Origin of the sequence: Corallococcus sp. AB011P (assembly GCF_003611605.1) — a bacterium.
GTDB classification, from domain to species: Bacteria; Myxococcota; Myxococcia; order Myxococcales; family Myxococcaceae; genus Corallococcus; species Corallococcus coralloides.
On the sequence record NZ_RAVX01000003.1, the window covers coordinates 286,781 to 309,890 of the forward strand.

At 68.2% G+C, this 23,110-nt stretch carries 18 protein-coding genes and 1 riboswitch; of the genes, 10 read left to right on the forward strand and 8 right to left on the reverse strand.

Going from position 1 to position 23,110, the window contains the following annotated elements; translation table 11 throughout:
- Window positions 1–17 precede the first annotated feature (17 nt).
- Together D7X30_RS10935 and D7X30_RS10940 are read left to right on the forward strand one after the other, a co-directional pair.
- The gene (locus tag D7X30_RS10935; protein WP_120562832.1) at window positions 18–845 is read left to right on the forward strand and encodes a PPK2 family polyphosphate kinase; all 828 of its coding nucleotides are present in this window, start codon (window positions 18–20) and stop codon (window positions 843–845) included.
- Window positions 846–994: 149 nt separating this feature from the next.
- On the forward strand, window positions 995–2,002 hold the full coding sequence (locus D7X30_RS10940; RefSeq protein ID WP_120562833.1) for a fatty acid desaturase: 1,008 nt from the start codon (window positions 995–997) through the stop codon (window positions 2,000–2,002).
- A gap of 73 nt (window positions 2,003–2,075) precedes the next feature.
- Here D7X30_RS10940 and D7X30_RS10945 read toward each other — a convergent pair whose 3' ends face one another.
- Complete coding sequence (locus D7X30_RS10945) at window positions 2,076–2,552, reverse strand: bacterioferritin (RefSeq protein WP_158619238.1); 477 nt, start codon at window positions 2,550–2,552, stop codon at window positions 2,076–2,078.
- Window positions 2,553–2,762: 210 nt separating this feature from the next.
- Between D7X30_RS10945 and D7X30_RS10950 the strand changes: the two genes are divergently transcribed.
- The gene (locus D7X30_RS10950; protein WP_120562835.1) at window positions 2,763–5,174 is read left to right on the forward strand and encodes a helicase-related protein; all 2,412 of its coding nucleotides are present in this window, start codon (window positions 2,763–2,765) and stop codon (window positions 5,172–5,174) included.
- Between the two features lie 36 nt (window positions 5,175–5,210).
- Here the strand turns inward: D7X30_RS10950 and D7X30_RS10955 are convergent, their stop codons facing one another.
- Window positions 5,211–5,582, reverse strand: coding sequence for a DUSAM domain-containing protein (locus D7X30_RS10955; RefSeq protein WP_120562836.1), 372 nt, complete (start codon window positions 5,580–5,582; stop codon window positions 5,211–5,213).
- 542 nt (window positions 5,583–6,124) lie between these two features.
- On the opposite strand from D7X30_RS10955, the gene D7X30_RS10965 reads away from it, so the two are divergent.
- Window positions 6,125–7,843 carry a radical SAM protein gene (locus D7X30_RS10965; protein WP_120562837.1) on the forward strand — a complete coding sequence of 573 codons (1,719 nt, stop codon included), beginning with the start codon at window positions 6,125–6,127 and terminating at the stop codon, window positions 7,841–7,843.
- Here D7X30_RS10965 and D7X30_RS10970 read toward each other — a convergent pair.
- On the reverse strand, window positions 7,800–8,603 hold the full coding sequence (locus D7X30_RS10970; RefSeq protein WP_120562838.1) for a DUF6600 domain-containing protein: 804 nt from the start codon (window positions 8,601–8,603) through the stop codon (window positions 7,800–7,802). The two genes, D7X30_RS10965 and D7X30_RS10970, sit on opposite strands and share 44 nt — an antisense overlap.
- Window positions 8,604–8,713: 110 nt before the next feature.
- Here D7X30_RS10970 and D7X30_RS10975 point away from each other — a divergent pair, with 110 nt between their 5' ends.
- Window positions 8,714–9,424: a siderophore-interacting protein gene (locus tag D7X30_RS10975; protein WP_120562839.1), complete on the forward strand. Its 711-nt coding sequence runs from the start codon at window positions 8,714–8,716 to the stop codon at window positions 9,422–9,424.
- Window position 9,425: 1 nt separating this feature from the next.
- Here the strand turns inward: D7X30_RS10975 and D7X30_RS10980 are convergent, their stop codons facing one another.
- Entirely contained in the window at window positions 9,426–9,791 is a 366-nt protein-coding gene (locus tag D7X30_RS10980; protein ID WP_120562840.1) for a hypothetical protein, read from the reverse strand.
- A 352-nt stretch (window positions 9,792–10,143) separates the two neighbouring features.
- Here D7X30_RS10980 and D7X30_RS10985 point away from each other — a divergent pair, with 352 nt between their 5' ends.
- Genes D7X30_RS10985 through D7X30_RS10995 form a run of 3 tightly spaced genes read left to right on the forward strand, consistent with a single transcriptional unit; the run spans window position 10,144 to window position 13,552 of the window.
- A complete protein-coding gene (locus tag D7X30_RS10985; protein WP_120562841.1) occupies window positions 10,144–10,815 on the forward strand; it encodes an Isoquinoline 1-oxidoreductase subunit in 672 nt (223 codons plus the stop codon).
- Window positions 10,812–11,273, forward strand: a complete 462-nt coding sequence (locus D7X30_RS10990) for a (2Fe-2S)-binding protein (RefSeq protein WP_120523719.1) — start codon at window positions 10,812–10,814, stop codon at window positions 11,271–11,273. Before D7X30_RS10985 ends, D7X30_RS10990 begins: the two co-directional genes overlap by 4 nt.
- Before the next feature lie 11 nt (window positions 11,274–11,284).
- Window positions 11,285–13,552 carry a molybdopterin cofactor-binding domain-containing protein gene (locus D7X30_RS10995; protein WP_120562842.1) on the forward strand — a complete coding sequence of 756 codons (2,268 nt, stop codon included), beginning with the start codon at window positions 11,285–11,287 and terminating at the stop codon, window positions 13,550–13,552.
- Between the two features lie 45 nt (window positions 13,553–13,597).
- On the opposite strand, the gene D7X30_RS11000 is transcribed toward D7X30_RS10995, so the two are convergent.
- Both D7X30_RS11000 and D7X30_RS11005 read right to left on the reverse strand, forming a co-directional pair.
- Window positions 13,598–14,041 carry a hypothetical protein gene (locus D7X30_RS11000; RefSeq protein WP_147443161.1) on the reverse strand — a complete coding sequence of 148 codons (444 nt, stop codon included), beginning with the start codon at window positions 14,039–14,041 and terminating at the stop codon, window positions 13,598–13,600.
- 81 nt (window positions 14,042–14,122) lie between these two features.
- Window positions 14,123–14,455 carry a kelch repeat-containing protein gene (locus D7X30_RS11005; RefSeq protein WP_147443162.1) on the reverse strand — a complete coding sequence of 111 codons (333 nt, stop codon included), beginning with the start codon at window positions 14,453–14,455 and terminating at the stop codon, window positions 14,123–14,125.
- 413 nt (window positions 14,456–14,868) lie between these two features.
- Between D7X30_RS11005 and D7X30_RS11015 the strand changes: the two genes are divergently transcribed.
- Window positions 14,869–15,996 carry a hypothetical protein gene (locus tag D7X30_RS11015; protein WP_120562846.1) on the forward strand — a complete coding sequence of 376 codons (1,128 nt, stop codon included), beginning with the start codon at window positions 14,869–14,871 and terminating at the stop codon, window positions 15,994–15,996.
- A 79-nt stretch (window positions 15,997–16,075) separates the two neighbouring features.
- On the opposite strand, the gene D7X30_RS11020 is transcribed toward D7X30_RS11015, so the two are convergent.
- Both D7X30_RS11020 and D7X30_RS11025 read right to left on the reverse strand, forming a co-directional pair.
- Entirely contained in the window at window positions 16,076–16,573 is a 498-nt protein-coding gene (locus D7X30_RS11020; RefSeq protein WP_014396511.1) for a hypothetical protein, read from the reverse strand.
- 6 nt (window positions 16,574–16,579) lie between these two features.
- Window positions 16,580–22,327: an RHS repeat-associated core domain-containing protein gene (locus D7X30_RS11025; protein ID WP_120562847.1), complete on the reverse strand. Its 5,748-nt coding sequence runs from the start codon at window positions 22,325–22,327 to the stop codon at window positions 16,580–16,582.
- A gap of 42 nt (window positions 22,328–22,369) precedes the next feature.
- On the opposite strand from D7X30_RS11025, the gene D7X30_RS41930 reads away from it, so the two are divergent.
- A complete protein-coding gene (locus D7X30_RS41930) occupies window positions 22,370–22,519 on the forward strand; it encodes a hypothetical protein (RefSeq protein ID WP_158619239.1) in 150 nt (49 codons plus the stop codon).
- A gap of 469 nt (window positions 22,520–22,988) precedes the next feature.
- A riboswitch (TPP riboswitch) is annotated at window positions 22,989–23,101 on the forward strand.
- The last annotated feature ends 9 nt before the right edge of the window (window positions 23,102–23,110 follow it).

Genomic DNA, 23,110 nt, shown 5'->3' on the forward strand with positions numbered 1-23,110 from the left:
CAGGAGCGAAGAGGACCATGGACACCATCCGCAACGACAAGCAGGGCGCGAAGGTGAAGCTGGAGCGCATTCCCACCACCCCTCCGAAGAAGGCGGACAAGGAGGCGGCCAAGGCGGAGTTCGACGCGCTGGGCGAGGAGCTGTTCGACCTGCAGGACCTGCTGTGGGGCGCGAAGATGAACTCCGTCCTCATCGTCCTGCAGGGGCGCGACACCGCCGGCAAGGACGGCACCATCAAGCACGTGGTGGGCAGCCTCAATCCGCGCGGGGTGAGCGTCACCTCCTTCGGCGTGCCCAGCACGGAGGAGCGGGAGCACGACTTCCTCTGGCGCGTGCACCTCAAGACCCCGCGCCAGGGCGAGTTCTCCATCTTCAACCGCTCCCACTACGAAGACGTGCTCGTGGCGCGGGTGAACAACCTGGTCCCTGAAGCGCTCTGGAAGTCGCGCTACCAGCACATCCGCGACTTCGAGACCCTGCTCTCCGAGCACGGCACCCTCGTCCTCAAGTTCTTCCTCCACATCAGCCAGGAGGAGCAGGAGCAGCGGCTGCTGGCGCGCGAGGAGGAGCCTCGCAAGGCGTGGAAGATCGCCGCGGGTGACTGGGAGGACCGCAAGCACTGGGCGGACTACACGCGCGCCTATGAGGACGTCTTCGCTCGCACGTCCACCCAGCAGGCGCCCTGGCACCTGGTGCCCTCGGACGCCAAGTGGTACCGCAACCTCGTGGTGGCCCGCGCCGTGGCGGAGGCCCTGCGTCCCCACCGTGAAACCTGGCAGGCCCGGCTGGACGAGGTGGGCAAGCACAAGAAGGCGGAGCTTCGCGCCTGGCGCAAGAAGCGCTGACACACGGCCTTGCGCGTCATCCATGACGCGAAGGGCCCACTCCGCGCGCATGCGAAGCGCTGACCCGGCCATGACATGGGGATGGGACAACGCTCGCGGTCATCCGTCCCGGTGTGTCGCCGGGCGGTCACCGCTGGAGCCCTGTCCCCATGGAACGAACCGCGTCGCCATCGAGCAAGGACCTCATTGCCCGCACGCGTCCCTTCGCGGCCCAGGACACCGCGCGCTCCCTCTGGGCGCTCGGCTCCACCTACGCCGCGCTCGTTGGCGCGGTGGTGCTGGCGGTGGCCGCGCCGTGGTGGCCCCTGCGCATCGTGGGCGGCCTCATTGAAGCGCTGGTGCTCATCCGCTGCTTCATCCTCTTCCACGACGCGATGCACGGGGCGCTCCTGCCGAAGTCCCGGTGGGCCAAGGCGCTCTTCCAGGTGCAGGGGCTGCTCACGCTCACGCCAGCGCGCATCTGGAATGACACGCACAACCATCACCACGCCAACACCGCGCGCATCGCGGCGGACTCGGCGGGCACCTTCGCCACCTGGACCACGGACCAATGGCGCAAGGCCACCGGCGCGCAGCGCCTGGGCTACGTGGTGGAGCGCCACCCGGTGACGCAGCTGTTCGGCTACTTCACCGCGTTCCTCTACAGCCTGTGCCTCCAGCCGTTCGTGAAGAACCCGAAGCGCTACTGGACGTCCGGGCTCGCGCTGGGAGTGCACGTGGCCCTGTCCGCGGCCGTCTGGGCTTGCTTCGGCCTGGGCGTCTACCTGACCGCCTTCCTGGGCCCGCTGTTCGCCGCGTACGCGCTGGGCACGTATCTGTTCTACGCGCAGCACAACTTCGACGACGTGGCCATCCTGCCGGAGGCGTCGTGGAACCACGCGGACGCGGCGCTGGAGGCGAGCAGCTACATGCGCTTCGGGCCGGTGATGGAGTGGTTCACGGGCAACATCGGCTACCACCACGTGCACCACCTCAACCCGCGCATCCCGTTCTACCGGCTGCCGGAGGCGATGGCGTCCATCCCGGAGCTCCAGGGGCCGCACGTCACCGCGCTCACGCTGAAGGACATCGTCGGGTGCCTGCGGCTGAACCTGTGGGATCCGTCGCTGAAGCGGATGGTCCGCTACCGCGACGCGCGGGTGGCGACGGGCACCTGAAGAAGCTCGGCGACGAACCTCGGCCCGGCGGGTCCGTTCGGGACCCGCCCGAGGAACCCACCGGGCCGGGGTCTCAAGGCTTCAAGAGCGTGTGCAGGACGTTGGCGTGTGCCTCCTCTTCGTCGAGGAGCTCCTCCAAGAGCCGCCGCGTGGTGGGGTCCCGCTCCGCGAAGTAGGGGATGAGGTCGCGGTACGACGCGATGGCGATGCGCTCCGCCTCCAGGTTCTCGCGCAGCAGCTCCACCAGCGTCCGCCCTTCGTCGTCCTGGGTGTCACCGCTGGACATGAGCCCTCCAAGGTTGAAGTCCGGCCTGCCGCCCAGCTGCTGGATGCGCTCGGCGAGCCTGATCGCGTGGTCCTGCTCGTCGCGAGCGTGCAGGCCGAACGCGGCCTTCATCGCCTCGTGGCAGGCGCCTCCGGCCAGCAGGGCATGGCGTGTGTAGCGCCGCACGCAGACGACCTTGGTCGCCAGCGCGGCGTTGAGCAGCGTGATGCGGACCCCCAGCTCCCCCGGGTCGGTCTCGGACGGCTGCGAGTGCGTGTCGGCCATGGCATTGCCCCCGGGAGGCTGCGTGTCCGGAAGCTGGGGGGCCCGGGCAGCGCCGTCCATCCCATCTGCCCCCGCGTGCCGGCAGCGCCGCGCCTGTCCGTCCCGCCCCCGACGCCTGCCTCCACGCCGGGCGGCGGGCGGGGACGTTGTCCGCGAACATCCCTTGCGGCCTCCAGGGCGGAGGAGGGGGTTCGGGGTTAGTCTTCGCCAATGAGCTCGAGCCCATCCAGCCGGCCGTCCGTCGTCGTGGCGGAGCTGGGGCCCACGAACACCGGGAAGACCTTTCGCGCCATCGAACGGATGCTCGAGCACGACTCCGGCATCATCGGGTTGCCGCTCCGCCTGCTCGCCCGTGAGGTCTACGACCGGGTGACCGCAAAGGTGGGCGAGGGCCGGGTCGCGCTGATGACGGGCGAGGAGAAGCGCGTGCCGGCCCGGCCCGACTACTGGATCTGCACCGTGGAGGCGATGCCGACCGACCGGGAGGTGGACTTCCTCGCGGTGGATGAAATCCAGCTCGCCGCGCACCGGGAGCGCGGGCACGTCTTCACGGACCGGCTGCTGCACGCGCGCGGGCGCAAGGAGACCTGGTTCCTGGGCGCGGACACCATGCGGCCCATGGTGCAGGCGCTGATTCCGCATGCATCCATGAAGCGCGCCATGCGCCTGTCGCAGCTGCGTTATGCCGGGCGCCGCTCGCTGAAGAGCCTGCCGCCGCGCTCGGCGGTGGTCGCGTTCTCCGCGGACCGCGTCTACGAGCTGGCCGAATCGCTGCGCCGCCTGCGGGGTGGGGTGGCGGTGGTGCTGGGCGCGCTGTCGCCCCGGACGCGCAACGCGCAGGTGGCCATGTATCAGTCCGGCGAGGTCCAGTACCTCGTGGCCACGGATGCCATTGGCATGGGGTTGAACCTGGACCTCAACCACGTGGCCTTCGCGACGCTCTCCAAGTACGACGGCGCCGAACAGCGCGACCTGTATCCGGATGAGCTGGCGCAGATCGCCGGCCGCGCGGGTCGCCACCTCAACGACGGGAGCTTCGGCGCGCTGAACACGCTGCCGGAGCTGCCGCCGCGCATCGTCTCCGCCATCGAAACCCACCGCTTCCCGGCGGTGCGCAGCCTCATCTGGCGCAACTCCTCGCTCGACTTCTCCAGCCCGGAGGCGCTGCTGGACTCGCTGTCGCGGGCGCCGCGCGACAGCGCCTTCGTCCGGGTGGAGCGCGCGGATGACTTCGACGCGCTCAAGGGGCTGTCCGCCGTGCCGGCCATCCGCGAGCTCACCACCGACAAGGCCTCCGTGGAGCTCTTGTGGCAGGTCTGCCAGATCCCGGACTTCCGCAAGGGCCTCTTCGGGCAGCACGTCGCGCTGCTGCGAGAGACGTTCCTCCAGCTGACGGCCGGGGACGGGAAGTTGGATCCCACCTGGTTGGGCCGGCAGGTGTCACCGCTGGACGATGCCTCTGGGGACATCCACACCCTGATGGACCGGCTCGCGGCCATCCGCATCTGGACGTACATCAGTCATCGTCCGGGCTGGCTGAACGACGCGGAGGCCTGGCAGGAGCGCACGCGCCGCATCGAGGACGCGCTGGGGGATGCCCTGCATGAGCGGCTGGTGGAGCGCTTCGTACAGCGGGCCGCGAGGAGGAGCGCGCGCCGCTTCGTGAGGGCCAACGCGCAGCCGCAGGCTGGTGCTTCGGACAGTCCGTTCGCCAAGCTGGGGCTGCTGCTGACGGAGGTGCCGGGCGCGGAAGGCGCGCTGATGACGGAGGAGCAGTTCGTCCAGCGCGTGGTGGACGCGACGCACGACGCCTTCGAGGTGGACGCAACGGGGCGCATCTCCTTCGAGGCGCAGCCGCTGGCCCGGCTGGTGCGGGGGCGCGACCGGCGCTCTCCGCAGCTGGCGTTGGCGGAGCCGGAGGTGTGGACGGGAGGCGCGCGTCAGCGATTGGAGCGTCGGTTGGTGGCGCTGGCGAAGGACCTGGTCACGGAGGCCATGGGAGGCTTTCCCGCGGAGTCCTTCACGAGCGCGAGCCGCTCACCGGCGACGCGAGCCGTGGCCTACCAGCTGGCGGAAGGGCTGGGCGTCATCTCCCAGGCAGAGGCGCGCGAGCAGTGGCGGCTCCTGGACGAGGAGTCGCGGGAGCGGCTGAAGGCGCAGGGCGTCCACGAGGGCCAGCGGTACCTCTACGTCGCCCAGGCCCTGTCGCCCCAGGCGCTGGAGCGGCGGGCCATGTTGACGGCGCTGTTCCAGCAGGCGCCGTGTCCGCAGGGCATCCCCCAGGAGCCGGCGCTGAACGTGTCGGCGCTGGCCGGCCGGAGCGCGCGGTCCTTCGGCTACGAGGTCATCGGGCCGGTGGCGCTGCGCATCGACATCGTCGAGCGGCTGGGAGAGGGATTGCGCAATCCCCAGGGCGCGAAGCAGGTGCAAGCGCTCATGCAACAGCTGCGATTGGACGGCGGCGTGCGCGCGCAGGTGCTGCGGACGTTGGGCGGACAGCCCCAGGGCGCTGCCTCGAAGCGGCGGCGGCGCAGGCGGGGACGGAAGCCATCGGCGCCGGAGGCGGGTGGTGTCCGCGGCCGTGAGACGGCAGGGGCGCGCCGGCTCAACGATCGTCCGTGAAGCCCTGGGTCCTGCTCCGGTACCTCGCTTCAGCTGTCACGGCTCGTCGGACATGCCGGAGAGCTGTTCCAAGGCGAGTTCGCGGTAGTAGGGGACGACTTCGACCGCGAGCACGTCGCGCATCTGCTGGCGCGCGCTGTCAAAGTCACCTTGCCGCTGGAAGCTCCACATCCGATGCAGTGCGTCCGTCAGGCGGTTCGACCCCTCGGCGATGCGCCGTTCGGCCTCTTGCACCAAAGCCAGCGCCCCGGCGCTGGTGCTCAAAGCGGCATCGGCATCCGCGATGGAGACCTCCTCGGCGGTGCGAAGCATGAGGGTGCGCACCTCGTCACTCAGTGTCAGTGGCGCTCCCTCGCGAAGGACACGCCGTGCAAGGTCGCGGAACGGGCTCCAGTCGGGTGTGCTCATTCGGGTCTCACCGCTTCGGCTTGGAGGGGCGGCACATATCAAGGGGCCAATCGTGTTGCCCCTCGCACCTGCGCAGACAGTCAGTGCAGGGACCTGAGAATCTACCGTCCACGCAGGCGTTCCAGTTTCGCAGGCACCTGTTCTTCCACGCAGGCAGGCGTGCATCATCCACATAGTCGTCCGCCTCCGAGCTGGCGTGCGTGCTGGTGGCGCCGACCCCTGCGGCCATGATGGCCGATGCTTCGGCGGCGGTGAGGCCGCATGCTTCTGGGAGGCCTGGGTGTCGCTGTATGCAATCCGTCTCGGTGTCCATCGCGACGGAGGCACATCCCAGGCTGAAGGCCACGACGATGGGGGCAAGGTCGTGCCACCGGCAGTGGATCTCAGGAAACTCATGAGGCGCGGACCCTACTGCGGAGAGGGGCCGTCCAGGGAGCAGGCCGGCGGCCCGGGAGGAGGGGAGGCGACGAATCCACGCGGGGCCTGCCCGGATTCGCCTATACGCTGGCCCCGTTTCCCTCCCACATGCCGGTGGTCGTCCCATGAGCAGTGGTCGTGCCCTTTCGCCAGTCCTCCTCGTCGGTGCCGGAACGGGCGAAGCCACGTGCGGCATCCTCTACCTGGCGAGCTACCTGCGGCGCGGCGGGATCGAAGCCTTCGTGCGGCTGTGGGACGGGGACGAGAGCGCAGGAGAGGTAACGCAGTCCTTCGAGCGCCTCATCGCCCGAGTTCGCCCCAAGCTCATCGGCATCAGTCTCAAGTGGTTCCACCACGTGGACCGTGCGCTGCTCATCGCGCGGACCATCCGGAAGATCGACCCTTCCATCCGCATCGTCGTGGGCGGCAACTCCGCGTCGTACTGGTGGAAGGAGTTGAGCGGCTACGACTGCATCGACCACGTCATCCTGGGCGATGGAGAAGTCCCCCTCCTGGCGCTCTGCAACGGAGAGGAAGCCCCGCCCAACGTCGTGACGCGGACGCCGGACGGCCGTCCCCGCCGGTTGCCGCTGGCGTACGTGCAGCGCACCACCAACACGCAGGACGTCTACTACTCGCACTTCAACGAGATCTTCCTCAGCCAGATGGATGCGCACTCCTTCTCCGGCTGGGTCGCGCCCGGCAAGGGCTGCGGCGAGAACTGCCTCTACTGCGGCGGCGCGCGAGGCAACCAGAAGGCGGACTTCGGGCGCGCGAAGCCGTTCCTGCGCGCCGAGGAGAACGTGCGCAAGGATCACCAGGAGATCGCCAGCCGGACGTGGCAGATGCGCTACGACTTCGCAGGAAGCACGGCGGAGTTTTTGGGGAGCACCTGGGCGGGCGTGGACCTGTCGCGCCACTGCTGCACGTACTTCCTCTGGGGCGTGCCGCGAGTGGAACTGGTCTCGGCGCTCGCGGAGACCTTCCAGCGCATCTACATGGTCATCGACATCGGCTGCTTCTCCGAACAGCAGCGGCTGGAGCAGATGTCCAAGGGGTTGCTCAAGCCCTGCGCGAAGGACCGCGAGCTGCTGGAGGTCATCGAGTCCGTGCGCCGCCATCCGAACGTGGAGATCGAAATCTCCGGCATCGGCGGCCTGCCGTTCACGAGCCGGGAGCGGCTCGCGGAGGAGCTGCGGCTGGTGGAGCGCATCATCGGCCTGGACTGCGTGGTGGGCTACCAGCGGCTGGAGGCGCAGCCCGGGGCGCTCGTCACGGAGCACCCCGCGCGCTTCGACATGGTGACGGAGGCGAAGACGTTCGCGGAGTTCCTCGGCTACTTCGAGCGCCGCGAGCCCGGCGACGTGTCCGTGCCGATGATCCGCTTCAAGGACAAGGAGCTGGAGGCCGCGGTACAGCGCAACTCGGACCGGGTGGACGAACTGGCCTGGAAGCACCGGGACGCGAGGAAGCGCGTCGAACTCCACGGGCGCACGCGGCTCAAGAACACCGCGCCCTCGACGGAGCGCTTCACGTTGGGGGACTGGCTGGGCAGCCACCGGGCGCCCGCGAAGCTGGCGAAGGAGCCGGTGACGGTCCTGCGCTCGGTGGACGGCATCACCCTGAGCTGTGCCCCGTCCGTCAGTCCACGAAAGTTCACCGACCCCACCCTGACCCAGGGCGAGGACGGCGCCATCCTCCTCGCCGCCCTGGCCGCCTTCGATCAACCCACCACCGTCTCCAGCGCGGTGTCACACCTGGGCACGAAGGAGCGGCTGGATCCGCAATCCGCCCGCGAGGTCATCGACCACCTGGTCGACGGGCGCTTCCTTCAGCCGGCGTAGACACGGGGGCTTCATGCGCCCTGGGCTCTGAGCTCGCGGCCGATGCACGAGGAGGATGACCCGTGGGCGGAGTCATCGGCCTCGCGAGCGGCACCTCCTGCCCGGTGACCCGTGCAACCTCCTCCGGCTCCGGCCCCCGGTTCCAGTACCCCTCGCGAGCCACCACGTGTTCGCCCACGGGCTGCGTCTGGCGCATCAGCTCCTGGACGCGTGACTCCGGAAGGAGATGCGACCCCACGTCGGGCTGCACGAAGTTGTTCGCGCTCACGAACGTCCAGCTCAATCCGGTGCTGATGCCTGGCGGCGCGAGGGGCTGCCAGCCAACGAAGCCATTTCCCCAACGCCAGTCCACCCAGGCAGGGGCCCACTCACTGTCAGGCCACCACAACCAGCCCTCCGACGGCGTCTTGAACCACCGGCCATAGTGGAACGGCGCCTGGCCCCACTCCGAATCGCTCTCGAAGGTCCATCCCCAATCGCTGGAAACCCACCGGCCGCTGGTGGAATACGGGACGAAGCCCGCACCCACCTCGTTCGGGTCCGGCTTCCAGACCCAGCCGACGTCCGGCAGGTTCATCCATGTGCCGTAGGGCGCCAGCACCTCCCGGAACTGGGACATGGGGTTGTCCAGGGGCGTCGAGCTCGACGTCACCTGCGGCCCGAATTCATCCGGGCCCATCGCACAGCCGCCGGCTGCCAGGATGGCAAGGACACTGGTGCCGGTCCGAAGCCAGCGCACCCGGGGATGCCAGGAGCCCATGTCCGGTTCCTTTCGTGGGGGTCTCTGCCCTGGAAGGTGAGGACGCCTTCACGCAACTTCACGAGCCGTGCATGAGCAGGCGGCGTATGAACGCCTGAACGGAGGCTCTGATGGCAAACGCCAAGGCCATGCTCGGAAGCATGCTGGGCCGCTTTCTCTTCACCGAAGCGAAGGTCACCCAGGTGCGCGAAGTCTCGCGCGCCTTTCGACAGATTGACTGTGAAGGACCCGCGCTGCGGGGGCAGGGATGGTCCCCCGGCGACAAGGTGCAGGTCTTCCTGCCAGGGTTGGGCATGCGCACGTACACGCCGCTGTCGTGGGACGAAGCGCGCGGCGCCACGGCCTTCCTGGTGTACCTGCACGGCGACAGCCCGGGAGCGAAGTGGGGCCGCGACGTGCGCACTGGCGACACGGTGCGGTTCTTCGGCCCCCGGCGCTCGGTGGCGCTGGAGTCCGGCGACGCGCCGGTGGTGCTCTTCGGTGACGAAACGTCCTTCGCGGTGGCGCACGCGTTCCGCACCGGAGCGAAGCGCGACGTCACCCCCATCTTCGAGGTGACACGCCGCGAGGACTGCGCGTCCGCGCTGCGCGAGCTGGGCTTCGAGGGCCAGGACGTGGAGCGCACGGCAGGCGACGCGCACCTGACGCAGGTCCACGAACGGCTGCGCGAAGCCCTGCGAGCGAAGCCCGGTGCGACGCTGGTGATGACGGGCCGGGCGCAGTCCATCCAGGCGCTGCGCTCGCGGCTGCGCGGCGACGGCGAACGCGCCACGCCGAAGGTGAAGGCCTACTGGGCGGTGGGCAAGACGGGGCTCGACTGATTCAGGCCGGAGCGAACTGGAGGCCGCGCAGGAAGTCGTCGCGGTCCCGGGTCACGCCCGCGGGACGGCGCTTGGACTTCTGCTTGAGGAAGCGCGACGCGTCCTGGCGGCGGTAGCAGGTGAGGAGCCGGTCCTCGTCGTTGAGGATGAGGATCCACCCTCGCGCCTGCCGCGCCAGGGACGAGTCCCGCAGCGCAACCGGCAGGTCGCGCTCGTGCACGGTGAGGTGGGTGGCACCACACGCCCGGGCGGGAGTGCCGAACTCGAGGATGAACGCGATGACCTCCTCGCGCAGCCTCCAGCGGGCACACTGCTCGACGAAGAGGCGGGTGAGGGAGAACACAGACGACACGGGGCTCTGGCGCATGGCGGGCTATCTCCTTGCGCGCTTCCCAATACACACCGCGTTCCAACGCCCCGCCCACGCGATTCCGCACACTTGCGCGGACCCCCCCAGCGGCCGCGAAAGACATTCCGTCAATCCCGCCCGCGGCACCTGTCACCCAGGCACGAAGCCTTCACGATCGCCGCCGTCCCTCACGGTGCGTGACGGCGCCGCCCACTCCCGGGGTTGGGCCCGTTCTGAAGAAAACCTTCACAGGCCATGCGGCATTTTGACAGGCTCACGGGGGGCGGGAGCGGGCAGCATGGCCCCTCCGGCCTCGCGACGCTACGTGTGGGGCCGGACGACCACTGGCCGAAGGGATGGACGGGTCACGATGAATCTTCGCTCGAAGGCACTGGGAGCCGTGCTGGGCGCGGGAGCGGCGGGGATGTCGCTGGCGCTCCTGTTCAGCGCGGGATGCGGAGGCCGCGCGGCGCATCCGGTCGTGGTGCCGCCGCCTTCGGATCCGCAAACGCTCCGGCCGCCAGAGGCCTTCGCGGGCATTGGCGACAAGAAGGAGCGCTCGCGGGCGCTGTTCCTGGAGGCGAGCCGGGTGATGCTGCATCCCCGCTGCGTCAACTGCCACCCCGTGGGCGACAGCCCCCTGCAGGGGGAGAACAGCCAGGTCCATGATCCGCCGGTGGTCCGGGGCCCCGAGGACCAGGGTGTGCCCGGCCTGGAATGCACCTCCTGTCACCAGGACCGCAACGCGCAGCTGGCGCGGGTCCCCGGCGCGCCCAAGTGGCACGTGGCGCCCAAGGTGATGGCGTGGGAGGGGCGCACGCCGCGCGCGCTGTGCGAGCAGTTGAAGGATCCAGCGCGCAACGGCGGCAAGAGCCTGTCGGAATTGATCGAGCACTCGGCGCATGACGAGCTGGTGGGCTGGGGCTGGAAGCCCGGAGCGGACCGGGTTCCGGCGCCGGGAACGCAGGCGGAGTTCGGGGCCCTGGTGGCCGCGTGGGTGAAGGACGGCGCGGAGTGCCCGCGCGAGGAGAGCCGACCGTGAGCATCCGTCTGCGAGTGAATGGGACCGAGCACGTGCTGGACGTGGATCCGGAGATGCCGCTGCTCTGGGCGCTGCGCGACGTGCTGACGTTGACGGGCACGAAGTACGGCTGCGGCCAGGCGCTCTGCGGCGCGTGCGTGGTGCACATCGACGGCGCGGCGGTGCGCTCGTGCGTGACGCCGGTGCGCCGCGCGGAGGGCCGCGAGGTGATGACCATCGAGGGCCTGTCGCCGGACGGCTCGCACCCGCTGCAGAAGGCGTGGGTGGACCTGGCGGTGCCGCAGTGTGGCTTCTGTCAGGCGGGGCAGATCATGACGGCGGCGGCGCTGCTGGCGAAGAAGCCGAAGCCCACCGACGCGGAGATCGATCAATCGCTGGCGGGCAACCTCTGCCGCTGCGGGACGTACACGCGCATCCGCACCGCCGTGAAGAAGGCGGCGGGACTGCCGACGGAGTGAGGGCCACCACCATGCAAGACACGCGCATCCGTCTGTCGCGCCGCTCCGTGCTCGAAGGAATGGGACTCGTGGCCGCGGGCCTGGGGTTGGAGGTGTTCCTGCCCGCGAGGGCACACGCCGCGCCCATGCCCACGTCGCTGCCGGAAGTGCCCACGGGGGGCTTGAGGGCGAACGTCTTCGTGCACGTGGCACCGGACGGCGTGGTGACCATTGTCTGCCACCGCTCGGAGATGGGGCAGGGCGTGCGCAGCTCGCTGCCGGTGCTCATCGCGGACGAGCTGGGCGCGGACATGGCCCACGTGAAGGTGGTCCAGGGCGACGGCGACGAGGCCTACGGCGACCAGAACACGGACGGCTCCAGCAGCGTGCGGAAGATCTTCGACGACCTGCGCTACGCGGGCGCGACGGCGCGCACGATGCTGGTGGCGGTGGCGGCGAAGCGCTGGAAGGTGGCGCCCACGGAGTGCGAGGCGCGCGACCACGCCGTGTTCCACAAGGGCACGCAGCGGACGCTCAAGTTCGGCGAGCTGGCCGGTGACGCGGCGAAGCTGAAGGTGCCCAAGAAGGACGCGGTGACGCTCCGTCCGCGAAGCGAGCTCAAGCACCTGGGCAAGGAGCTGCCGCTGCTGGACGGGCCGGACATCGTGACGGGCCGGGCGGTGTTCGGCGCGGACGTCGTGTTGCCGGGGATGCGCACGGCGGTCATCGCGCGTCCGCCCGTGGCGGGAGGCAAGGTGGCCCGCTACGACGCGACGAAGACGCTGGCGGTGCCAGGAGTGCGGCAGGTGGTGGAGCTGCCGGCGGCGACGAAGCCCTTCCTGTTCCAGCCGCTGGGAGGTCTGGCGGTGGTGGCCGATAACACCTGGGCGGCGATGAAGGGCCGCGCGGTGCTGGACGTGACGTGGGAGGGCGGGGACAACGCCGTCTACGACTCGGAGGCGTACCGCGAGCAGCTGCTGGAGGTGATTGGCAAGCCGGGCAAGGTGGTGCGCAACGTCGGCGACGCGCAAGGAGCGCTGGCGAAGGCGGCGAAGCGGGTGCAGGCCACGTACAACACGCCGCACCTGGCGCACGCGCCCATGGAGCCGCCCGCGGCGGTGGCGAAGGTGGAGAACGGCACCTGCGAGGTGTGGGCCACGACGCAGAACCCGCAGGCCGCGCGCAGCGAGGTGGCGAAGGCGCTGGGCATCGACCCGTCGAAGGTGATCATCCACGTGACGCTGTTGGGCGGCGGGTTCGGCCGCAAGTCGAAGCCGGACTACGTGGTGGAGGCGGCGCTCGTGGCGAAGGCGGTGGGCGCGCCGGTGCGCCTGCAGTGGACGCGCGAGGACGACGTGCGCCACGACTACTACCACTCCACGAGCGCGCAGCGGCTGGAGGCGGGCCTGGACGCGAGCGGCAAGGTGGTGGCGTGGCATCAGCGCATCGCGTTCCCGCCCATCGGCTCCACGTTCTCCGACGCGACGTTCGCGGGGGACGGAGAGATGGGGCAGGGCATCGTGGACCTGCCGCTGGCCATCCCCGATGTGCGGATGGAGAACTGCGAGGCGCGGGCGCACACGCGCATCGGCTGGCTGCGGTCCGTGGCGAACATCTACCACGCGTTCGCGGTGCAGAGTTTCATCGACGAACTGGCGCACGAGCGCGGCACGGATCCGCGAGACACGTTGCTGGAGGTACTGGGGCCGTCGCGCATCGTGACGCCCAAGGACCTGGGCGTGGCGAAGATTCCGAACTACGGCCAGTCCATTGAAGAGCACCCGGTGGACACGGCGCGGCTGCGCAGGGTGATTGAGCGGGTGACGGGCCTGTCGCGCTGGGAGGAGCGAAAGCGGGAGGGAAGGGCGCTGGGCCTGGCGGCGCACCGCAGCTTCCTGACGTACGTGGCGGTGGTGGTGTCGGTGGTGAAGGACGCGGACGAGCGCATCCGGGTGGACGAGGCGTGGATCGTCGCGGACGCGGGCACCATCGTGAACATGGAGCGCGTGCGGGCGCAGATGGAGGGCGCGGTGGTGTTCGGCCTGAGCCTGGGGCTCTACGGCGCCATCACGATGAAGGACGGCGCCGTGGTGGAGAGCAATTTCCGCGACTACCGCCTGGCACGCATCGCGGAGACGCCGAAGCGCATCCACGTGGACATCATCCCCAGCGACGGCCGCCCCGGAGGCGTGGGAGAGCCCGGAGTGCCCCCCGTGGCTCCGGCCCTGGCCAACGCGGTGTTCGCGCTCACGGGCACCCGCGTCCGTGAGCTGCCCTTGGTGAAGACCGTGAAGGTGTAAGCCGAGGGTGCGGTCTGCCTGAGTCTGGTCTGGTGAAACAAGACCTCAGGGCTTCCGCGGGAGGTTGGCAGCCTTCAGGATTTCCGGCGGCGCGGGTTCCAACTCGCTCGGCAGTGGAATCACGAACTCCAGCCCCCGCGGCAATGGGCTGCAGCAGGGGCGAGCCTCCTCTGCTTCGATAGAACACGCGTTGGGGGCTGACCGCGTCAGGGGCGTCTTGACGACGCGGGCGTCGCCGCCCTCCTCGGAGACGACAAGCCAACAGAGATTCACGCTCTGAAAGTCGTACTTCAGTTCAGTGCGCTCACCATTGGCCAACCGAATGACCGGCGTCTGCTTCGACACGGGCACGACCGCTTCAATGCGATCGCTTGTTGTTCCGACGAGGACGAGCTCGACGGCTCGACCGCTCTCATTGCGAATCACGAAAGGCCTACCGCTCAGGTGAAGCGCCCATGCGGCGAGAGCCAGACCCGCGATGAGGCTCACCAGGAGGCCACCCCCGAACACCTTCTCAAACCATGTCAATCTACGCATGGGGAGCCTTCGTCGTAGGGAGAACCCAGCCGCTTACGGGACCCACAAAGCACCATCCGAAAGGGGGCATCCGAGCCGCCGCCCCCATGCCTCCCCAGAGATGAAGAGGGCGTTGCCCGTCCACAGTCCCATGTGCTCGGAGCGCGCGGAAGGGGCGCCTTCGGTGCGCAGCGGAGCCCACGTGTCCGTGGCCGGGTCATAGGCCGCGCCGTCCGAGCAGACGCCGCCTCCGGAGCCGCAGTTCGGCGACGTGCCACCCCAGATGATCATCCTCGACCCGGTCGACACCGCCGTGTGAGACCCGCGGGCCTTGGGGGTCCCTTCGGGTGGCATCGCCAGCCAGCCGTCCCCGAGAGGGCCGTACATCGATCCGTCCTCCAGGGCCACTGCGTAGAGGCTGCCCCCACGGGTTCTTCCTCCTGTGACAGGGGATGGGGGCGCCGCAGTCTGTGTTACTCTCAGTGAGGTCCACCATCGCTGAGATGGCTTCGCCACATCGCGCTACGATGGAGTCCATGCTCGACGCCATCGTGGAGTTCTTCCGGGAACCCTCATGCATGATCGGCTTTGGGTCCTACCGGCCGAGTGGGTCCCTCATCCGATTGGCCGCCCTGGGAGTCGGGCTGATTGTCTTTCTGGTCTGGTGGCTCAGGAGGGGAGGTCGGCATGAGCGCGACACCCTCCGCGTTCACTCTCGATGAATCGCGGATGAATCAGCGCCCGAGCTGACGGGAGTGCTGTCCTTTCGCCGCCGTCACAGGGGCTTTAACGTGGGGCGGATGCGCTGTGGCTCACACCGCTGGTCCATCTCCGGCTCCTTCCTGAACATCGAGCACGAAGTCCGTCCCATCGAAGGATGGCTGTACCGTGGCGCGCTGATACTGGCGCTGGCCTTCCCGGTCATCGCCTTCACGACGGGCTTCTTCGCCGGTGAAGTGCGCGTCTGGATCTTGATGGTGGCCCTGGGCGCCCTGGCGATCCACCACCTCACGTCGCGGTGGAAGGTGGTGCTGAACCTGGAGACCCGCTCCGTGTGGCGCCGCACCGGCTACCGGGAAGCCCTGGGCGCGAAGACCCAGCCCCTGGAGCCATTCACGTCCGTGGCCCTCTACCAGCGTGACAAGGGGTCCACGGAAGGCCTCTTCATCGCGAAGGTCTACGTCGTGGCGCTGATGGGGCCTTCCGAGACGGTCGTGCTGTCCCACAGCGATGACCGCGAGGAGGCCGTGGAATTGGCACAGGCCGTCTCCAAGTTCCTCGGGCTGGGCCTCAGTGTGGAGGGCGGGCAGCGCCGCTCCGTCACCGCGCGCCTGGAGGAAGCGCCGCTCACGGGGGAGCGCCTTCCGGACCTGCCCTACGGCAGTGGCATCCAGTTCAGGCAGGACGCCCGGGGGCTGACGCTGGAGCTGCCGCCCTGTGGATGGCGTCCCACCTACGCGGCGCAGGGAGCCTTCGCGGTCCTCATCGCGGTGGGAGGGCCTCTCTTCTTGCTAAGGCAGTTGCGACAGATTCTCGGACCGCAGGCTGCCAGTACGCAGGTGATGGTGATTGCGAGCTCCCTCTTCATCGCCTGCGGTGCCTTCTTCTGGTGGTGGGTCGCGCGGGAGGCCACCAGCCGCTGGTCCATCAACGCCTCTTCCCGAGGCATCGAGGCGACGCGGTACGGCCCCTGGAGGCCCCGGAAGGTCCTGCGGCTGCCCAGGTCCCGCATTGAGGACATCGACGTGCGCGACGCGCGGACGCATGTCTCCCGGGGCCGAGGCATCGTCATCGAGCACGACAAGGGCAGCGAACTGCTGGGCATGGACCTGTCGCAGGAAGAGCTGGAATGGGCGGGGACGGTGCTGCGCCGAGCCCTGGCGACCCGGACAAGCCCCGCTGCTCCATCTTCGCACGCGAGGTCCTGAACTGGATGGGGAGGCAGTAGCAGGTGCGCCACTGCCCCTCCATCCATCGCTAGCTAGTCCAGGCGCGGTGTCGTCAAAGTCACGGGTTCGGAGCGGAGGGCTCTCGCTTGGCCGTGCCAGCGACCTTGATGGCGAGGTAACCGTGAAACTGTCCGTCTGGCGCGTACACGACCTCGTACCGAATGCAGTCGGGCCCTCCGTCCTTGGCAAGCGATACGGGGAATCTCATCTGGCCGCCATAGATGTCGCCCTTCCTGAGACGCAGCACATCCTGGCGATCGTCTGGATTCGCAGCGTAGTCGACATGTGCCAGACCGATGTCTTCATGCGTGTCGCAGGTCCACGCTCTGTCAAGAATGAGGGTCTTCCATCCCAGGATGTTCGGAACGTCTACATCCTCCATTGCATACAGCTCGATCCGCCCCTCCAACATGGAGCCGTCGTATTTAACGTCCTTGAAGGTCAGGTCGATCAGCGCGGTGTCAGCCGGGCCAAGTCCGTACTCATTGAGCTTGAGCATCGATGAGTGGGAACAGCCGCTGAGGAGTGCCATGAGGGCGAGGAATGTTTTTTCCATGCTGATCTAGTTCTTTGCGAAGCAGCCTTCAATGCCATTGCCGGCAATGCCAGGGATGCCGGCGCCCCTTCGGGGGTTGCCACTGTCATTGAGATGTTTCTGGCCACATGTGTGTGAGAACTCATGAACCAGAATCTTGATGAGGCATTCGGGTTCACTGGTTTTCAACCTGTCCCTGTCGAACTTCCTCTCACACCAGATGACGGAATTGGTTCCAGGCCTCTTTCGGAGATTGGTCCCTACGTAGAGCGGCTTGCAGAAGAGGTTTCCGTTCAGCAGCTCAGGGGCCGCTGCCCACGGAGCGGGAGTGCCGTGGCTGTCCTTGCAATACGGGCTGGTTGAGTCGCACTCGACATGCAGGTTTTCGCACTGCTGGACGATGCAGTCGCGCATACACGGATCCTTGACGTGTTCTTTCGCGTAATCCTTGCACTCTTGGGTTCGCTTGGGCTCCAGGAGATCAGCGGGGCAGGTGCTTCCAGCCGTGAACAGGCCATCCGGATCAATCGAATTCGTGGGGTTCGACTGTGCGTACTGGTAGGAGGAAAGGTTGGTGACCTCGCTGGTGGTGGTCTTCCCCCCAGGCGCGGCTTTCTGGAGGAGGGGCTCCGGCTGAAGATAGTGCCCCACCGCAGGGTCGTAGAAGCGGTTCCAGTTCTCGAAGAGGTCGGTCTCGGCGTCGTGGTACTGGCCAGGGAAGCGAAGAGGCGTCCAGAAAGGGGATGCGCCCGTCTGGAAGCGGCGGTACTCGTAGGCGGAGATGACGGCGCCCTTCTGCTGCTTGGAGCCTTGGGGGAAGCCCGTCGTCGAGCAGTTGCAGACGTCTTCGTGGCAGCCCGAGTCATTGCAGGTGACGCCCTGGGTGCAGGAGGCGATGCCGGAGTTGAGGATGGCGGCGCGGACACCGGAAGCGCCGGGGGTAACCCAGTCTGTCCAGCCGCGGCCATCGGCCCACGCGCCGCGCGTCGTCAAGTCAGCGCTGGAGGCTTCATCGCGAATGGCGACGGAGTCACTGCGGTCGGCGTAACCGCTGTTGCACTGCTTGGACTCACTCCAGAGGTCGAGCCCGTCGAAGAGGACGCGCTGCTGGAGGGTGGTGCCGGTAACGTCGGGCTGCTTCATGACGCCGCCGAAGGTGGTGGTGGTCACCTTGTAGGGATGGGGGGTTTCGATGTCGACGCTGACACGGTTGACGTGGCCGAAGGCGTCGTACTCGCCGGTGCCGGTGACGCGGCCCTGGCCGTCCAGCATGAGGACGGGCTTGCCGAGGTAGTCGGTGACGAGGTGGTAGGTGCCGCAGGCGGCCGCCTGGCCGTCGCGGGCGCAGTCGGCGGTGGCGTCGGAGAGGTGGGCCCAGGAGGCGTCCAGCTTGCCGCGAATGACGGCGACGGGCCGGCCGTCCAGCCAGACATACTCGTCCACCGGGTGGGTGGTGGAGGTGAAAGCAGAGGCATTGCCCTGGTCCACCAGGAGGCCCTGGGACTGGTTGTAGAAGTACTCGTCCTTGATGGCGGTGGGGTAGTCCTTGAGGCGGCGTCGGCCCTGGGCGTCGTAGAAGTAGTTGAACGTCAGGCCATTGACGCTGATGGCCTTGAAGACGGTGTCAGCGCCACCGTTGGAGGAGGGCCCAGAGGTGAAATCAAGGTGGAAGGCGTTGCCGAGTGCGTCGGCCGGGCGCCAGAGCTTCTGGGAGACGCGGCCGTCGGCGTCGTAGGTGAAGGAGTGGCCGAGGGTGGCGCCCGTCTGGGTGGAGTCGCGGGAGACGAGCCGGTCCGGGTGGCCGGCGCTGGAGTAGGTGAGAGCCCAGGTGTTGGCCTCGCCGGACTCGGAGGTGCGGTTGCCGCGAGCGTCGTAGCCGAAGCCGCGCGAGGTGAAGGCGCCGCCCGTGGTGGAGAGAGTGCCGGTGGCGGACGTCAGGCGCAGCAGGCCGTCGTAGCCGTAGGTTTCGGTGAGAGGCGAGGTGGCGCCCAGCAGGCATGAGTCGGAGCGCACCAGTTGGTCCGCCTGCCACGTGTACACCTGCTTGAGGATGCCACCGTTGCCGCTGCCCGGGGTGAAGTTGGCGCCCGAGGCGAGCGTGGACACCCAGAGGGCGCGAAGGCGGCCGGTGGCGTCTCCCGTCCCGACGCTGGGAATCGTGGTGGGGCAGGAGGCGGGGGCGGCAGCGGCGTTGTCACCCAAGGCGTACTCGACGCTGCCATTGCCGATGGCGGCACCGAAGTGCATGCGGTAGCCGCGCAGGCCGCCGTAGGGCTCCCAGTCCACCTGGGAGAGCAGGGCGGTCGAGGAGGAGGTTCCTCCCGTACCGTAGGTGAAGACATTCACGCGCTCGATGCGGTCGGTGAGGGCCCCGGTGCCGTAGCCGTAGATGACGACGCGGCCGTAGGGGTAGGTCACCTGCGTGAGGTTGCCGTTGAGGCTGTAGGCGTAGAGCGTGTGGGGATTCTGGAAGGGCGTACCGGTGCAGGTGGTGGCGCCGGTGCGCAGGCGCACTTCCTTCACCTTGCGGCCCCAGGCGTCGTAGCTGAACCAGATGCGGCCGAAGGAGTCGTCCTGGTAGCGCAGGCGGCCCAGTGTATTGGTTAGCGTGCCGCAGGAAGCGTCGGGGCTCACCGCGGCGTCATAGCCCAGCGCGTAGAGCGTCTCCGCGCCGCCTGAGACCAGCGGCGAGACGTGGGAGACGGAGAGCGGCCGTCCCATGGCGTCGTAGCCGTAGGCGAGGTGGTCGCGGACGTGGGCCGAGGCCATGGCGGGCGTCTGCTTCACCACGGAGTGTCCCTGCGAGTCGTAGGCGAAGCGGGTAGTGCCCGCCGTGCTTCCGCTGCCAGTGGCCGCGAGCGTCGCCTCCACCACGTTGCCGAAGTCGTCGTACTGGTAGCGCGAGGCATTGGCGGAAGGCGTTGCCGTCGCGCAGTTGGTGCTGGCGGCAAGGCCCGTGTCTACGCTGGTGACGTTGCCATGCGCGTCACGCTTGAAGCAGGTGCGTGTCGTGGTGCCAGCCGTCGGATGCTCATCAATGCGCTGCAGCTGATTGGCACCGTCATATTGCATCGCGGTGCAGGCCGCCGACGTCGGCTGGCCGCCCGTGCCCACCGCGCACCATGCAGGAGGCGCGTTGAAGGGCTTGCCTTCACCCGTGAGGTTGTTGGTGGCGTCGTAGCTCTTCGTGGCAACGAAGCTGCCCGAGCCCGTGCCCGTCTTCGTCCAGGTGGGACGGCGGTGAGCGTCCACGGCGTAGGAGAGAAGTCGACGGGTGTTACCGGAGGCGTCGAGGTAGCGCTCCTCATTCACCGTGCCGTCGGGCCAGTAGGTGTACGTCACCTTCTCAGACCAGGTGGCCGCGGTCGCGGTGGAGGATCTGGCCTTCCACTGGAGCTTGTCGGTGAGGGTGCCGCCCGTGCAACCGGAGTTGGTGCCCTGGCGGTAGCAGGAGACGTCGTAGTTGCCCTCCGGCAGTTGCACGTATGTCTGATTGCCTGCGGAGTCGTAGCCGTAGCCGGTCACCACGTCCGGTTGACCCGTGACCCTCACGGTCTGCGTCAGGAGTTGCTTGTCGAGATAGGTGGAGAGGAAGGTGACGCCGTTCGCGTCGACCATCTCCGTGACATGCCCGCCAGCGTCATAGGCGTTGAAGAGCGTGTCGATGGGCGTGCTTGTGAGGCCGGCCGGGTACAGGGCCACCTTCTGCAACTGGTTGCGGCGGGGCGTCGTCTCCGTGTCCGCCCAATAATAGTTGCGCGTCACGGGGAACACCGTGCCGGTGGCGCAGTCCGTGGCGGCCTCGCTGGAGACGAGGCAGGGGCCATGTTGCTCGACGGTGCGGCCGAAGGGGTCCGCCGTGCTCTCGCCTGTACGGATGGTGAGGAAGAAGGTGCCCCGCCACTGCTGCTCGCTGCTCCAGGTGCCGGTGGAAGCGTTGAAGACGCGCGTCCAGCCGGAGCTTATGGCGGCCGAGAGGCGGCCGGTGGCGTCGTAGCGGTTGAAGGTACGGGCCTTCTGGCCAGCCGCGCCCAGCACGCTGTCCTTCTCCGAGGAGGCCAGCAATTGCTCGCCGTTGGGGCCGTAGGTGTAAGAGAAGGCTTCTTCCTCCAGGGCGCCGGTGCCCGTCATGTCCTGGGCACCGCGCTTGACGCTCGTATTCTCCAGAAGCGAGGCCGGCACGCTGGTGCTCGACGGGGCGGCGTAGGAGTAGACCTCCCAGAAGTCGCGCTTGTCCTTCTTGGCCTTGAGGAAACCGGGGGAGGTGCTGGTGGCGCACTCCCACTCGTTGCGCTCGTTGCCGGGGCTGCACGCGCCCGCGACGGTGCAGGAATCAACCGTCCGGTAGAGACGGGGGCCCGTGGCCTGGCTGGCGTTGGTGAGCGTCTCGAAGGACTGCATGAAGCCGGCAGAACCGCTGGTGCCGTCACCGCGGCCGGCGTTGCTGTTGGTGAGGTCGCGCTTGCTGGGGGCCACGCCGCAGCAGTTGCTGCCGGGCTGGCAGGAGGTGCTCTGCGAGGTGCCCACCGCTAGCTGCTCCCCGGCGCCCGTCACCGACGTCACCTTGCCAGTGGAGCTGCCCTGTGAGTCCAGCGAGTAGGTGTGCGTCATGACGAGCACGTTGCCGGTGGAGACCTTCAGCGCATTGCTGGTGAAGGTGTACGTGCGCACGGTGCTGGGCGTGGTGGCGGAGACAATATGCCCGGCGACTTCCGTGCTGCCCTCCAACTGGTATGCGTAGGTGACGGCAGGCGAGGACTCACCCCGGCGCGTGACACTGCGAAGCACGCAGTGCGAGCCGTTGTAGGGGTAAGGCCTGTGGAGCGAGACGTACTGGAAGTCCATGGCGCCGGATGCGCCGGTGACGGAGGCCAGGTAGGGGACGCCTGGGGTGCTGCCCGTCGCGGCGGCTGGTAAGCACACTGGGCCGGGCGGCGCGGCATAGGCCAGGGTGGCCAGCGTGACATCCTTGGGCGAGACGATGCGGCTGAGGAAGTAGCGCGTCTGGCCGCCGACGGACTCCAGGTGCTTGGCCTCGAAGACGAGCTTGCGGCCGCCGACTTCCACCAGCGTGAAGCCCGTGGCCGTCTTCTGCAGCCGCTCGCGCTTGCTGCCGGAGTTGGTGGAAGCGGTGGCCGAGCAGGTGGTGCCGGTGCAGGGGGGGAAGTGGGACTGAGCGCCATTGCCCCGGACGACAGTCCAGCGCGAGGACGTCAGGTGCACGAAGCTGTAGTACTCGTGGGACCAGTGGAGGGAGGACTGACTGCCGAGGACGCCGCCGAAGGGCTTGGGCACATTGTTGACGACGTTGCCGGTGTAGGACCAGGCGGCGGAGTCGGACGTGTAGAAGCGGCGCAGTGTCAGGGCGCCCGTGGCGCTGCCCAGCTCCAGGTCGGTCTCCACCAGGATGCTCTCGCCAGAGGCGGCATTGACCGGGTCACCCGCGGTCGGGAGGCGCTCGCCTTCCGGGCTGCAACGGCAATTGCCGTCCTCGCAGGGCTGGGGCGGGGTGGCGCAAGCCCAGGTGCTGCGGCAGCAGCTGGCGGCGTTGTTGGGGGCGCCCGGGGCGGGGTTGACGGGGTTGCAGAAGGGGTCGTTCTTGCAATTCGTGAGGTCGCCGCAGCGGGTGCTGCCGTCACAGGTGCACTGCACCTGTTTGCCATCATCGCAATGAGTGATGATGTTGTTGACACACGAGTCCTGGGCAAGGCCGACGCCGGGCAGACACGCCAGCACCGCGGCCAGCAAGGCCAGAGGCTTGAAGGAAGATGACATGAATTGAGGAGTTCCTGAAAGAAGCCAGGCGGATGTCAGCGGTTGGTTTCGGGAGCCCGAGAAGCAGCGGCGGCGGCCTTCCAGGAGGAAGGCGGCACGCACAAGCGCTCCGGGGTGGTGGGCAGCAGTTGCTGGCAACGCCAGTCAACGGGGCAGTCCGTGGGCTTCTGGCAGGTGCGGCTGCAGAAGTAGCCCACTTCCGCACGGGAGGCGCCCCCTGGAGCGGCGTGCAGGCACAGCCCGGACGCACAATCCGAGTGCGAGCCCTGGGTGCAATCCTCACCCAAAGCCATACGCCCCGTGCCACTCCCCTGGGGCCGGTGCTCCGTCAGGACTGGCGGCGAAGTCGCCGGTGCGCTCTCGCGCGAGGTCCCGCTCTCGCTACACCCTGCCAGGGACAGCAGGGCCAAAACCCCCCAGAAACGACTTCCCCCAACGCACACCCTCATGTCGGACTTCTCCTATTCCCGAAGTCCTAAACAGTATTCTCTCAAACATTGTCAAGAAGACATTCTGGAGTGCATGAAAAGCTTTGCGCCGTGCAAGCTGTCAGTGACGAAACCCGAGCCGGAACCGTGACGTCTGATTCTGGCCAAGGTCCCTGTCCCCACGGCCCTATCCGCACGGGTTGAAGCGGGCTTGCCCCTGCGCTACACCGCTCCGCAGTCGCTAGGGGTGCCTCCGGAAGGGGGCTGAGACGGACGTGTGGCCGCGTCCGATCCCTTTGAACCTGAACCGGTTAGTACCGGCGGAGGGAAGCGGTGTGGGCGCTCCATGCTCCCG

What these genes read in the sequence shown, in the direction of transcription:
- D7X30_RS10935 (WP_120562832.1), top strand. Translation starts at nt 18, where the DNA reads ATGGACACCATCCGCAACGACAAGCAGGGCGCGAAGGTGAAGCTGGAG.
- D7X30_RS10940 (WP_120562833.1), top strand. Translation starts at nt 995, where the DNA reads ATGGAACGAACCGCGTCGCCATCGAGCAAGGACCTCATTGCCCGCACG.
- D7X30_RS10945 (WP_158619238.1), bottom strand. Translation starts at nt 2,552, where the DNA reads ATGGCCGACACGCACTCGCAGCCGTCCGAGACCGACCCGGGGGAGCTG.
- D7X30_RS10950 (WP_120562835.1), top strand. Translation starts at nt 2,763, where the DNA reads ATGAGCTCGAGCCCATCCAGCCGGCCGTCCGTCGTCGTGGCGGAGCTG.
- D7X30_RS10955 (WP_120562836.1), bottom strand. Translation starts at nt 5,582, where the DNA reads ATGAGCACACCCGACTGGAGCCCGTTCCGCGACCTTGCACGGCGTGTC.
- D7X30_RS10965 (WP_120562837.1), top strand. Translation starts at nt 6,125, where the DNA reads ATGAGCAGTGGTCGTGCCCTTTCGCCAGTCCTCCTCGTCGGTGCCGGA.
- D7X30_RS10970 (WP_120562838.1), bottom strand. Translation starts at nt 8,603, where the DNA reads ATGGGCTCCTGGCATCCCCGGGTGCGCTGGCTTCGGACCGGCACCAGT.
- D7X30_RS10975 (WP_120562839.1), top strand. Translation starts at nt 8,714, where the DNA reads ATGGCAAACGCCAAGGCCATGCTCGGAAGCATGCTGGGCCGCTTTCTC.
- D7X30_RS10980 (WP_120562840.1), bottom strand. Translation starts at nt 9,791, where the DNA reads ATGCGCCAGAGCCCCGTGTCGTCTGTGTTCTCCCTCACCCGCCTCTTC.
- D7X30_RS10985 (WP_120562841.1), top strand. Translation starts at nt 10,144, where the DNA reads ATGAATCTTCGCTCGAAGGCACTGGGAGCCGTGCTGGGCGCGGGAGCG.
- D7X30_RS10995 (WP_120562842.1), top strand. Translation starts at nt 11,285, where the DNA reads ATGCAAGACACGCGCATCCGTCTGTCGCGCCGCTCCGTGCTCGAAGGA.
- D7X30_RS11005 (WP_147443162.1), bottom strand. Translation starts at nt 14,455, where the DNA reads ATGTACGGCCCTCTCGGGGACGGCTGGCTGGCGATGCCACCCGAAGGG.
- D7X30_RS11015 (WP_120562846.1), top strand. Translation starts at nt 14,869, where the DNA reads ATGCGCTGTGGCTCACACCGCTGGTCCATCTCCGGCTCCTTCCTGAAC.
- D7X30_RS11020 (WP_014396511.1), bottom strand. Translation starts at nt 16,573, where the DNA reads ATGGAAAAAACATTCCTCGCCCTCATGGCACTCCTCAGCGGCTGTTCC.
- D7X30_RS11025 (WP_120562847.1), bottom strand. Translation starts at nt 22,327, where the DNA reads ATGTCATCTTCCTTCAAGCCTCTGGCCTTGCTGGCCGCGGTGCTGGCG.